10 protein-coding genes are annotated in these 11,880 nt (G+C 58.7%); 7 read left to right on the top strand and 3 right to left on the bottom strand.

Annotation, left to right across the window (positions count from 1 at the left end):
- Window positions 1-49: 49 nt before the first annotated feature.
- The 7 genes from ACV229_RS15750 to ACV229_RS15720 all read left to right on the top strand — a co-directional run bounded on the left by ACV229_RS15750 (window position 50) and on the right by ACV229_RS15720 (window position 7,610).
- Complete coding sequence (locus tag ACV229_RS15750; RefSeq protein ID WP_448084035.1) at window positions 50-1,498, top strand: aldehyde dehydrogenase family protein; 1,449 nt, start codon at window positions 50-52, stop codon at window positions 1,496-1,498.
- A 249-nt stretch (window positions 1,499-1,747) separates the two neighbouring features.
- Window positions 1,748-2,548 carry a transporter substrate-binding domain-containing protein gene (locus tag ACV229_RS15745; RefSeq protein ID WP_448084034.1) on the top strand — a complete coding sequence of 267 codons (801 nt, stop codon included), beginning with the start codon at window positions 1,748-1,750 and terminating at the stop codon, window positions 2,546-2,548.
- A gap of 74 nt (window positions 2,549-2,622) precedes the next feature.
- Window positions 2,623-3,282 carry an amino acid ABC transporter permease gene (locus ACV229_RS15740; protein WP_448084033.1) on the top strand — a complete coding sequence of 220 codons (660 nt, stop codon included), beginning with the start codon at window positions 2,623-2,625 and terminating at the stop codon, window positions 3,280-3,282.
- Window positions 3,283-3,325: 43 nt separating this feature from the next.
- Entirely contained in the window at window positions 3,326-4,051 is a 726-nt protein-coding gene (locus ACV229_RS15735; RefSeq protein WP_448084032.1) for an amino acid ABC transporter ATP-binding protein, read from the top strand.
- 21 nt (window positions 4,052-4,072) lie between these two features.
- On the top strand, window positions 4,073-5,284 hold the full coding sequence (locus ACV229_RS15730) for an aminotransferase-like domain-containing protein (protein WP_448084031.1): 1,212 nt from the start codon (window positions 4,073-4,075) through the stop codon (window positions 5,282-5,284).
- A 286-nt stretch (window positions 5,285-5,570) separates the two neighbouring features.
- The gene (gene argG / locus ACV229_RS15725; RefSeq protein ID WP_448084030.1) at window positions 5,571-6,905 is read left to right on the top strand and encodes an argininosuccinate synthase; all 1,335 of its coding nucleotides are present in this window, start codon (window positions 5,571-5,573) and stop codon (window positions 6,903-6,905) included.
- 204 nt (window positions 6,906-7,109) lie between these two features.
- Window positions 7,110-7,610: an Lrp/AsnC family transcriptional regulator gene (locus tag ACV229_RS15720; RefSeq protein WP_448084029.1), complete on the top strand. Its 501-nt coding sequence runs from the start codon at window positions 7,110-7,112 to the stop codon at window positions 7,608-7,610.
- A 111-nt stretch (window positions 7,611-7,721) separates the two neighbouring features.
- Here the strand turns inward: ACV229_RS15720 and ACV229_RS15715 are convergent, their stop codons facing one another.
- The 3 genes from ACV229_RS15715 to ACV229_RS15705 form a co-directional block, all read right to left on the bottom strand.
- Entirely contained in the window at window positions 7,722-8,786 is a 1,065-nt protein-coding gene (locus tag ACV229_RS15715) for a GlxA family transcriptional regulator (protein ID WP_448084028.1), read from the bottom strand.
- Window positions 8,787-9,211: 425 nt separating this feature from the next.
- Window positions 9,212-10,018, bottom strand: coding sequence for a transporter substrate-binding domain-containing protein (locus ACV229_RS15710; RefSeq protein WP_448084027.1), 807 nt, complete (start codon window positions 10,016-10,018; stop codon window positions 9,212-9,214).
- Window positions 10,019-10,662: 644 nt separating this feature from the next.
- Window positions 10,663-11,826, bottom strand: coding sequence for a pyridoxal phosphate-dependent aminotransferase (locus ACV229_RS15705; RefSeq protein WP_448084026.1), 1,164 nt, complete (start codon window positions 11,824-11,826; stop codon window positions 10,663-10,665).
- Window positions 11,827-11,880: the final 54 nt, after the last annotated feature.

The following is an 11,880-nucleotide window of genomic DNA, read 5'->3' as shown; positions in this document are numbered from 1 at the left end:
ACCTCGCCAGATATTGAACAAAGACCACTCAAGGGATTAGGAGACTTCCATGCTGGAGAAAAAGCAGTTCTACATCGATGGTGAATGGGTAGCACCGCAGGTCGCGCGCGAGCTCCCCGTGATCGATCCGTCAACCGAGCAGCCGTGCGCAGTCATCAGCATCGGCGAGGAAGTCGACGCCGATCGTGCCGTCGCCGCGGCGAAACGTGCATTCGAGGCTTGGTCGACGACGGATCCGACCGAACGATTGAGGTTGGTCGAGCGCCTGCTCGAGATCTACAAGCGTCGAGCGCCTGAAATGGCAAAGATGATCAGCCTGGAGATGGGTGCGCCTATCGATATGGCACTCAAAGATCAGGTTGGCGCGGGCACGTGGCACATCGAGAACTTCATCACCGCTTTCAAGCGCTTTCAGTTTGTCCGGCCGCTCGGCGCACATGCTCCAAACGACCGCATTCTGATGGATCCGATCGGCGTCGTGGGCCTGATCACTCCGTGGAATTGGCCGATGAACCAGGTGACGCTTAAGGTGATTCCGGCACTTCTCGCCGGGTGCACGATGGTGCTCAAGCCGTCCGAGATCGCGCCGCTTTCGTCAATGTTGTTCTCCGAGTACGTGGAAGAGGCCGGTTTCCCGAAGGGTGTGTTCAACCTCGTCAATGGTGATGGCGCCGGCGTAGGCACGCGCCTTTCGTCCCACCCGGACGTGGAGATGATCAGCTTCACCGGATCGACGCGGGCTGGCGTCGCGATCTCGACCGTGGCCGCAGCAACCCTCAAGCGTGTTGTGCTGGAACTGGGCGGCAAGGGGGCGAACCTGATCTTCGCAGATTCGGATCCGGATGCCGTTCGTCGCGGCGTGCTGCACTGCTTTAACAACACGGGGCAAAGCTGCAACGCGCCTACGCGAATGCTCGTCGAGCGCTCAATTTACGACCGAGTCGTCGACGAAGCAAAGGCGATCGCCGAGAGCGTCGCGGTTGACTCCGCCCATCAGTCGGGCCGGCATATCGGTCCCTTGGCGTCTGAAGCACAGTTTATCAAGGTCCAAGAAATGATCGAGAAGGGTATCGCCGAAGGTGCACGCCTTGTCGCCGGCGGGCTCGGTCGTCCGGACGGGTTTGAATGCGGCTACTTCGTGCGTCCCACCATCTTTGCAGACGTCAACAACCAGATGGCGATCGCACGTGAAGAGATTTTTGGCCCGGTACTGACGATCATCCCGTTCGACAACGAAGAAGAAGCAATCGCAATTGCCAACGACACGCCTTACGGGCTCACGAACTACGTTCAGTCGACCGATGACGCGAGACGCAATCGAGTGGCGTCTCGCCTGCGATCGGGCATGGTTGAAATGAACGGAAAATCTCGCGGTGCTGGATCTCCGTTTGGCGGTGTCAAGGCGTCGGGACGTGCACGTGAAGGCGGGGTCTGGGGAATCGAGGAATTTCTGGAGGCGAAGGCGATCTCCGGTTGGGGTGAAACGAATACGAACTAAACACCCGCGATGGCCACATGCCATCCTTCTGAACAGAAGATGATCGAGACGTAAATTCGGATTACTGAATAAAACGCGTAAAAAGAGTTGAGGGCATGGTTCGCCGGTAGGCGAATTGTTGTCGAGGTACGTGTGCGTCTTGAAGCGGAGGAGGACCAGATCGCCGTTCGGCAAGCGGCAGTTTGAAGGTGAGCGAGGAGATGAAGACCGACTCGCAAAAGATAAATAGACGTTTGTTTGGAGCTTTCAATGAAACCCATGAAATGGCTGATCAATAGCGCGGTGCTCGCGCTTGCTGTGAACTTTGCGGTACCGGCTGCGCAGGCAGAGGATCTGATGGATTCCGTCAAATCGAGCGGCGTTCTGCGGATCGGTTTGGAGGGGACGTACCCCCCGTTTGGCTACCGGAACAATGCCGGGGAACTCGACGGCTTCGACGTTGCGGTTGCCAAGGGCATCGCAAGTCGGATGGGCGTTAAGCCCCAGTTCATCACGACGGATTGGGCTGGCATCATCGCCGGCCTCCAGGCCGGCAAGTATGATGTGATCATCAACAACGTGACCGTCACGCCGCAACGTCAGCAGTCGCTTGATTTCTCGCAGCCGTATGCCTATTCCGCAGTGCAGCTGATCCAACGTGCGGACGACAAGCGCGAGTTCAAGTCGCTCGACGATCTCAAGGGTAAGCCGGTCGGCGTGACGCTGGGCTCGAGCTATGCCGACAACGCCAAGGCGGTGCCCGGCGTTATCGTTCATACCTACCCGGGTATGGCAGAGATCCTGCGTGATCTGGCGGCCGGGCGCGTGGAGGCCGCTCTCGACGATCGATTGATGCTCCCGTATCTCCTCAAGAAGGCCAACTTGCCGCTCCGTCCGGGCGCAACGCTTGCCGGCACGACCGTCGATACGGCGATCCCGTTCCGCAAGGGCAACCCGAAGTTCGCGAAATCCATCAATGACGCTCTTGAATCGATGCGTCAGGACGGAACCCTTCGCAAACTGTCTGTCCAGTGGTTCGGCGTCGATACGAGCCAGCCAGTTACGCAATAACACCGTGTATTTGTTGGTCGGCGTGCCATCTGCGAGCGCGGAAGGCACGTGATTCCAACACGAGGGATCCAATCATGCATTCTTTTGATCTGGTTGTGAGCGCGCTGCCTGTGCTGCTGCAAGGCGCGGTCATCACGATGAAGTTCGCTATCGCGTCGATGGTGTTCGGGCTGATCGTCGGCATCGTTGTCGCTGTTATTGGCATCAGTGGAAACCGTGTTCTGCAAAGCATCGCGCGCGCATACGTGAGCGTCATGCGCGGCACGCCGCTTCTGGTTCAGATGTTCGTTGTCTACTATGGCTTGCCTGATCTGGGGATTTCTCTTGATCCGACTTCGGCCGGCATTTTGACGTTGACGGTCAACGCGGGCGCATATCTTTCCGAAAGCATGCGAGGCGCAATTCTCGGCATCGGGAAAGGACAATGGAGCGCCGCCCACAGCTTGGGCCTGAGCTATCTTCAGGCGTTGCGCTATGTAGTGTGTCCGCAAGCATTGCGTCTCGCCGTTCCCAGCCTGGGAAACACGCTTATCAGCCTGATCAAAGACACTTCGCTCGTTTCCGTCATCACGGTGACGGAGTTGCTGAGATCTTCGCAAGAAGTGATCGCGACAACGTTTCAACCTTTGCCTCTGTATCTTGCGGCCGCGGCGATCTACTGGGTTCTGAGCACGGGCCTCTCGTGGATTCAGCGGCGGGTCGAGTTGCGCCTGGCACTACCGATGCACCGTTGATCAACGGGTGTCCAACTTAAACACGACCCTCTGGAGACAAAGGATGATTACGATCGAAGGCGTTTCGAAATGGTACGGCCAGTTCAAGGTGCTGGACGCATGCACAACTCAGGTCGAGAAAGGGGAGGTAGTAGTCGTCTGTGGCCCATCGGGCTCAGGCAAGTCTACGCTTATCAAGACCGTCAATGGTCTTGAACCCATCCAGGAGGGGCGGATCTGTGTCGACGGCGTAGTAGTGGGAGATCCGAAGTTGAAGCTGGCTCAACTGCGAGCGCGCGTCGGCATGGTGTTTCAGCATTTCGAACTGTTCCCGCACCTGTCGATTCTCGACAACCTCACCCTGGCCCAGGTCAAGGTTCTGAAGCGGCGGAAGGACGAAGCTGCAGAGAAAGGTATGCGATTGCTCGATCGGGTCGGTCTTAAGTCGCATGCGGAGAAGTTTCCCGCGCAGCTTTCCGGCGGGCAGCAACAACGCGTCGCAATCGCACGCGCACTGTCGATGGATCCGATCGCCATGCTGTTCGATGAACCTACGTCCGCCCTTGATCCGGAAATGATCAACGAGGTACTGGACGTCATGGTCGAGCTCGCCCGCGAAGGCATGACGATGGTGTGCGTGACTCATGAGATGGGGTTCGCGAAGAAGGTTGCTAACCGGGTCGTATTCATGGACCGCGGGGCAATTGTCGAGGATTCCAGCAAAGAGTCGTTTTTCAGTTCGCCCGAATCACCGCGCGCCAAGGATTTCCTCGCGAAGATCCTTCACTAAATCATCGAAAGATTGTCGATCATGTACGAATTCTCCCGCCCCTTTGTCCATCCCGCGAGTTCACCGATTCGCGAACTGTTCAAGTACCTCAGCGACCCCGAGATGATCTCGTTCGCTGGCGGATATCCCGATCCGAAACTCTTTGATGTGGATGGGCTCGGCGAAGCGTCCGTTCGGGCATATAAGGACAGCCTGTCGTGCCTCCAGTATGGAAGCACCGACGGGATCGCCAAGCTGAAGACCGAAATCATCCGCTTGATGGAGACGAGGGGTGTCAAGGCCGCCGCGGAGAACGTGGTTGTCACGACTGGTTCGCAGCAGGCGTTCGATCTGCTGCTGCGCGTGCTGATCAACGAGGGCGACGCCGTACTGGTCGAGAATCCCACGTACTCGACCAACATCCAGGCGATTCGTGTGCAAGGTGCACGGATGATTCCGGTGCCTACTGATAGCGACGGGCTAGATGTGGACGAACTCGAGCGGATCCTCTCCGGCATTCAGAACGATGCCGACCGACCGAAGCTTCTCTACACCGTGCCGACGTGTGGAAATCCCACTGGCGCAACGATGTCGCTGCGGCGCCGGCTTCGGCTGCTGGAGCTGGCAGTGAAGCATCGCTTCGTGGTCGTCGAGGATGACCCCTATGGTGACATCCGCTTTGCGGGGGAAGCGATTCCCTCGTTGGCTGCGCTTACGGGCGAGGTAGAAGGATCGAAGGACTGGGTGGTCCACATGGCGAGCCTGTCGAAGATCATCGCGCCCGGTATTCGTGTTGCATGGAGCATCTCACCCGTCGATATTGCCTACCGGTGCTACGTGGCAAAGCAAAGCGCCGACGTCGGTAGTTCGCCCTGGACGCAGGGAATCGCTGCCGAGTATCTGGCCAGCGGAAGTCTGGAGGTTCACCTGGAGAAGATTCGCAACGGCTACGGCGAAAAATGCCGAGCGCTTTGTGACTCCCTTCGCGCGCTGATGTCAGACGCGCTGACGTTCCATGAGCCAAACGGCGGGATGTTCGTTTGGGCGAAGCTCAAGGGTGACATTCAAGCGGTCGATTTGCTGAAGGAAGCGATCGCCCGCAAGGTCATGTTTGTACCGGGCGCCGGCTTCCATGTGGGCGAGGCGGATCCTCAAACCCTTCGCCTTTCGTTCGCCGCACCGTCCGTCGCCAACATCAAGGAAGGCGTCCGGCGCTTGTCGTTGGCCTGGCACGCGATTCAAGAGCGCAGTTGAAAACGACGTTGTGCTCTTGTCCCTCTGATGTCGGGACCGGATTCGAGGACGCGACTGGGCTCGCTGAGCAGAATGCCGTATCGTCGTGTTTCGAGTGGCGGGGTTCGATTGATTGAACCCGCGGAGGAATTCAGGCACAGCCTGAATAATGCAGCACCCTCAGTCTTCGGCCAGGATCGCTAGCGCGGTTCTGGCTTTTTTTCGATTTAACTTCTTCTTTTACTGTTTTCGGGGGCGCCCGCAATGCAGGCGTTTCCTGCTTACCCGAAATTCTGGATCAGCGATCATGAGCACTATTCTCGAGAACCTCCCAACCGGCCAGAAGGTCGGCATCGCCTTCTCCGGTGGGCTGGATACCAGCGCTGCGTTGGTGTGGATGCGCCAGAAGGGTGCTGTACCGTACGCCTATACGGCGAATCTTGGCCAGCCCGACGAAGAGGATTACGACGCGATCCCGAAACGAGCGATGGAATACGGCGCAGCAGGCGCGCGCCTGGTCGATTGCCGGGCGCAGCTCGTCGCCGAAGGCATCGCGGCGCTGCAATGCGGTGCGTTCCATGTTTCGACGGCGGGCACCGTCTATTTCAGCACCACGCCGATCGGCCGCGCCGTGACGGGCACGATGCTCGTCGCCGCGATGAAGGAAGACGGCGTCAACATCTGGGGCGACGGCAGCACGTACAAGGGCAACGACATCGAGCGCTTCTACCGCTACGGCCTGCTCGTGAACCCGGACCTGAAGATCTACAAGCCGTGGCTCGACCAGACATTCATCGACGAGCTCGGCGGCCGCGCGGAAATGTCGGAATTCATGCGCCAGGCGGGCTTCGCGTACAAGATGTCGGCCGAGAAGGCGTATTCGACCGACTCGAACATGCTTGGTGCGACGCACGAGGCGAAGGATCTGGAAAGCCTCGACAGCAGCATCAAGATCGTGAACCCGATCATGGGCGTCGCGTTCTGGCGCGACGACGTGAAGATCGCCGCGGAAGAAGTGACGGTGCGCTTCGAAGCCGGCCAGCCGGTCGCGCTGAACGGCGTCGAGTTCAAGGATCAAGTCGAGCTGCTGCTCGAGGCGAACCGCATCGGCGGCCGCCACGGCCTCGGCATGAGCGACCAGATCGAGAACCGGATCATCGAGGCGAAGAGCCGCGGCATCTACGAAGCCCCGGGGCTCGCGCTGCTGTACATCGCATACGAGCGTCTCGTCACCGGCATCCATAACGAAGACACGATCGAGCAGTACCGCGAGAACGGCCGCCGTCTCGGCCGCCTGCTGTACCAGGGCCGCTGGTTCGATCCGCAGGCGATCATGCTGCGCGAAACGGCGCAGCGCTGGGTCGCGCGCGCGATCACCGGCGAAGTGAAGGTCGAACTGCGCCGCGGCAACGACTACTCGATCCTGAGCACGAAGTCGCCGAACCTCACGTACCAGCCGGAGCGCCTGTCGATGGAGAAGGTTGCGTCGACGTTCTCGCCGCGCGACCGGATCGGCCAGCTCACGATGCGCAACCTCGACATCACCGACACGCGCGACAAGCTGCGTCTGTACACGCAGGTTGGGCTGCTGACGCTGAGTGAATCGTCGGCGCTGCCGCAATTGGCTGGCGACAAAGAGTGATCTCTGCTTGGCGCAGGCGCATATGCCATAGGCCGGCGTGCCTGCGCACCGCATTGACCCTAAATTTTACCGACACGCCGTCGATTTCCAGGATTGGGTATCCGGTTACGCTATAGAGTGACCGACTGATAGCATCTTATGCTAATTTAGGCTCATTCGACATTCCAAACGAAACTGACCACTCTTGGTGCATTGGAGGCTTCCATGACAAAAGCTGCGCCCCTTCAAACTGGACACACACTCGACCGGATAGACCGCAAACTGATTTCCCTTCTCCAGAGGGAAGGGCGCCTTTCGAATGCCGACCTGGCGAAGGCAGTTCACTTGACGCCGACCCCGTGCTTGCGGCGCGTACGTGAGTTGGAAAACAGTCAACTGATTCGCGGATACAAGGCAGTTGTCGATCGGCGCAAGGTCGGGTTTGGATTGCGTGCGTTCGTCGGCATCACGCGCGATCGAGATGTCGAGCCGCATGAGATGTGGAAGCGCATCGAGGTGTTTCCCGAGATTATTGGATGCTATGTCGTAAGCGGCGAGTTTGACTTGCTTCTGGATATCGTGGCCGAGGATCTTGATACCTATTCCAACGTCTTGATCGAGAAACTGCTGTCGATTCCGGGTGTAAAGCAAACCCGAAGCATCTTCGTCCTCCGGGAAATCCGATCGGAAGCACCACTCCCGATCGAAGCGTTGAGATCCTTGTAGAGGTCTCCCGGAGCGGGTGGGCGAACGGCCACCCGGCGCGCATCAAGGAATGGCTGTTGTTCGGAACGCAGATTGAACCTGTCGCAAAGCAAATTGGCCTTTGGCGTAGATCTACCGCTCCTCCGTCGGAACGTGACCAAACCTCGTGCGGTAGACTCGCGCGAAGTGGCTGCTGTTCGTGAAGCCCGTCGCCTTAGCGACTTCAGCAATGGAAAGCTCGCTCTGGCGCAGCAGGGATCTTGCCTGCTCGAGTCTCATCGCCAGATAGTGTTCGTGGACCGATCGGCCGAGTTCCGAACGAAACAGACGTTCGAGCTGCCGCACGGAGAGCTCGACAATCGACGCGATCTCATCACGGCCGATCGGGTCGTCGATATGCTGTTCGACGAGCTCAAGTGCACGCAGGAGTTTTGGATGCTTGACCTGATAGCGTTGTTGCATGCTGAGCCGCTGCGAGCGCTCACCCAAGCGCATTTCCGTTCTCAGGAGCCAGTCGCCGAGCTTGGCAGCAAGAGCATGGCCATGATCTCGTTCGATCATATCGAACAGGAGATCTAGTGCCGCGATTCCTCCCGCGCATGACCAACGGTCACGATCCATCTCGAATAGCGTTCGACGCACGTCTATCTCAGGAAATTCCTCACGAAAGATTGGCAAGTGTTCCCAATGGATCGTGCACCGATATCCTTTGAGCAAACCCGCTCGCGCAAGCATGTATGTGCCGCCTGAAACGCCGCCGATGATTGTCGGTGTATGTGCAAGCCGCCTGAGCCAGTTGTCGAGCTTCTTTTCGTGGAACGCGGCGGGATTGCCGCCGGCGCAAATCAGGAGGATGTCGAGTTCGACGGCGTCGCCGACCTGGAACGTGGCCTCGACCTCTGCACCGGACGAGGATACTGCGTGCTCGCCATCCAACGTTCCGTACTGGACGCTGTACAGGTTCTTTCCCGACAGGCGGTTCGACGCTCGTAGCGCCTCGACTACACAAGCGAACGAGACCATTGGAAAGCCGGGGATCAATAGTAGGCCGACACGTCGCGCGGGAGCGCGGTATTGCGCCTGCCGATTGTCGGGCGCTACCCCAGGGCCGCTCTGTAATATTTTGGTCGGACGGGAGCTGGACGAAGCATTCGGTTTCGAGTGGCCGGAGCGGCGGGGTGGTGTAAGGGCAGACATTCCGGTCGAGTGAAGGTCCTTTTGCTGTGTCAGCAGGCTGCAGGTGCCTCGCGGTATCCTGATCGTCAGCTGCGTCCACGCGAATTGTACGAGTATCGTAGTATTCGCCAAGCAGTTTGCACAGTCTGGATTCGTTCGGCAATTTTGATTCGATCGCCGTCGTAAGTCAGCTGCGCATTTGGGGTTGGTCAACTGTTGACTGTAATAGTGGCACGCCGGTTAGGCGGCGACGGTGGCGGAGCGTCTTCAAGATAAGGGTCGTGCTTTTTACTGAGTTTTCGTGTAGCAACGACCACCAAGTCTGCGCGGGAAGACCTCGTCAAAGCAGACCGGGAAGGTCAGTGATGGCGCAAACGGCATGATGGGCGAGTACGGCTGGGCCGACTCACCCGCCTCCCTGGTCGAGATCGTCTCGGCAGGTATGCTCAGTTGGTCGGCGGCGTGGTGGTATCTACGCCGAACCACTTTATGGCGATCTTCTTCAAGGTGCCGTCTTGTTGCATCGAAGTCAGCGCACCGTCGATCGACGAGGCGAACTTGGGATTGCCCTTGCGGAACGGGAATCCCATCTCGTATCGTCCCTGCGCGAGAGCAACGCCCGGTCGCAGGGGAAGATGCGACGTCCTGATCAAGTATGGAATGACCAAACGATCGTTGATCACCGCGTCGATGCGACCCGAAACCAGGTCGCTCAAGGACGTCGCCGTATCGGGGTAGTTTCTGGCATCCAGACCCGGCTCGCCCTTCGCGATATCTTGAAATGCGCTGCCGGTCACGACACCGACCTTCAATCCCTGGGCTTTCATGTCGGCAAGGGACTTTAAATCCCGCTTGTCGTCCGCTCGCTGGATCAACTGTGCCGACGAATAGACATACGGTTGGCTGAAGTCCACCGATTGCTTGCGCGCCGGCGTAATGGCGACCTCGTTTGCGATCGTGTCGAATTTCCCGGCCTGCAGGCCGCCGAAGATTCCGCTCCACTCGGTGGCGACAAAGTTCGGTTTTACGTGGAGACGATCAGCGACAGCCTTGGCAACGTCGACGTCGAAACCCGCGAGCGCCCCGTCGCTGTCGCGGTATCCGAAGGGCGGGTAAGTACCTTCCAGACCGACCTGAATCACTCCCGCCTGCTTGACAGAATCAAGCAGGTCGGCGGCACTCGCGGAGGCCGCAGTGACGCAGAGCACAGTTGCTGCCAAACCCGCCATGAGAATTGGCTTAAGCGCTTTCATTTTTCATCTCCATCCAGTGAACTCTCGTCTCTCTGATTTCCCCATTAGGGGCCCCGGTACGTGGCATCTCGGAAAGAACTTCTATTAATTAACCCACCGCTGCTTGGCGGTCAGAAGAATTGTTGCCGTCTAAAAATGCCGACGGTCATTCCATTTGCGACCTTCGCTATTCTGGATGCGCGCTCCGGGACGACCGCATTGAGGATCATAGCGACGTCTGGTTGTCGGATAAGCCTGCGTAGTGCGCCCGGTGCCAGCGAGACGGCTTCGCGATACGTTCGGACAGGCGGGTGGGCTGCGGAGTGCGCTGCGAGCTTTCGGCGGAAACGTCGGGATCAACGCACCCTGACGATAACGATGCGGCCGACACGTCATATACCGAGGTTGAGGTCATGCCGCAGTTCCGGCACTGGCAGCGTCGAATCGCGCGTCTTCCTCAGCCAATGATGGAGACTTCCCCTTCGATTTCGCGAGCCAGGCAAAAAAAAAGAACGGAGGGCGTGAGGTCACCCGCAGCGCGGTAACGCTTCCACGGGTGTTGCGCAGGGAAATTGTGCCCTTGGAATATTCGCGCGGGCGCACGCTCTGACACCGCTACTGACCGTGTCGCGGATTGTGGGGATGAGTGTACCGTCTTACTACCGTCAACGAAGGAGCTTGCCGATACGGCGAACGGCTTCCTCTAGTTCGCTCATTCCGGTGCAATAAGAGAGTCGCAACATTTGGTGTCCGCGGCTCGAGTCGCCGAAATCGGTGCCCGGTAACGTGGAGACGCCGGCATCTCGAAGAAGCCGGTAGGCGAAGGTTGCGCTGTCGGTATCCAGGTTTCCGATGTCCGCATAGATATAGAACGCGCCGTCGGGTTTCGCAGGGATCGAGAAACCCAACTCCTCCAACGCCGGCACGAGAAAGTCACGCCGCTTGCGAAAAGCTTCGCGACGATCCGCATAGACGGCCATCGACTCGGGTTCAAAACACGCTAACGCCGCATGTTGCGCCAATGTCGGCGCGCAGATGGCCAGGCACGAAGCAATCGGTTCGATCCGACTGACCATGTCTTCCGGGACGATCATCCATCCGAGACGCCAGCCGGTCATGTGGAAGAATTTGGAGAAGCTATTGATTACGATGATGTCGTCGTCGAGGGTCAGCGCCGACCGCGGGTTCCCATCGTACGAAAGTCCGAGGTAGATCTCGTCCATGATGGTGAACCCTTGCCGTGAGCGCACCTCGGCGAGCAGCGCACGCAACTTCTCGGACTCAATCGACGTTCCGGTCGGGTTGCTCGGAGACGAGATGAGAATGCCGCGGGTGTCTGCGTTCCAGTGTTGTCGCACGTCGTCGGCGGACATCTGAAATCGATTCTCCGCGGTCGTCGGTACGAATGTGGGACGGCCACCACTCGCGATAATGAAGCTGCTGTTGCCGGAGTACGACGGAGCGGGGAGTAGAACTTCAGCTCCGCTGTCGACCAGCGCCGCACATGCCAGGGTCAACGCCCCCGATGCACCGGCGGTGACGATGACGCGCGAGGGGGAGAGTTGGGTTCCGAAGTGCTCATCATAGTACCGCGCGATAGCTTCGCGCAGGGGAGTGATTCCTGCAGGGGCGGTGTAGGCGCTCAATCCCGCTTGTGCGGCACGGCCGAGTGCCTCCAAGACGGCAGGCGGTGCGGTGAAGTCCGGCTCGCCGATACCCATATTGATGATGTGATGCCCCGCCGCGGCTAGTGCGAGTCTTTCCTTGAACAAGGAAACGGAATTGAACTTCGGGAAAGCTTCGGAGCGTTTGGCAAGCCGGGCAGTCATTACACCCACCTATATGAATTGAACGTACGAGGTTTGCAATGTGCGTCTCTGTCG

The sequence above is a fragment of the Burkholderia sp. MR1-5-21 genome (assembly GCF_053427715.1).
The sequence above is the reverse complement of the archived record's forward strand: the minus strand, read 5'-3'. Positions and strand labels throughout refer to the sequence as shown.

Coding starts and splice junctions, on each gene's coding strand:
- ACV229_RS15715 (WP_448084028.1), bottom strand. CDS start 8,786: ATGTCTGCCCTTACACCACCCCGCCGCTCCGGCCACTCGAAACCGAAT.
- argG (WP_448084030.1), top strand. CDS start 5,571: ATGAGCACTATTCTCGAGAACCTCCCAACCGGCCAGAAGGTCGGCATC.
- ACV229_RS15735 (WP_448084032.1), top strand. CDS start 3,326: ATGATTACGATCGAAGGCGTTTCGAAATGGTACGGCCAGTTCAAGGTG.
- ACV229_RS15705 (WP_448084026.1), bottom strand. CDS start 11,826: ATGACTGCCCGGCTTGCCAAACGCTCCGAAGCTTTCCCGAAGTTCAAT.
- ACV229_RS15745 (WP_448084034.1), top strand. CDS start 1,748: ATGAAACCCATGAAATGGCTGATCAATAGCGCGGTGCTCGCGCTTGCT.
- ACV229_RS15720 (WP_448084029.1), top strand. CDS start 7,110: ATGACAAAAGCTGCGCCCCTTCAAACTGGACACACACTCGACCGGATA.
- ACV229_RS15710 (WP_448084027.1), bottom strand. CDS start 10,018: ATGAAAGCGCTTAAGCCAATTCTCATGGCGGGTTTGGCAGCAACTGTG.
- ACV229_RS15740 (WP_448084033.1), top strand. CDS start 2,623: ATGCATTCTTTTGATCTGGTTGTGAGCGCGCTGCCTGTGCTGCTGCAA.
- ACV229_RS15750 (WP_448084035.1), top strand. CDS start 50: ATGCTGGAGAAAAAGCAGTTCTACATCGATGGTGAATGGGTAGCACCG.
- ACV229_RS15730 (WP_448084031.1), top strand. CDS start 4,073: ATGTACGAATTCTCCCGCCCCTTTGTCCATCCCGCGAGTTCACCGATT.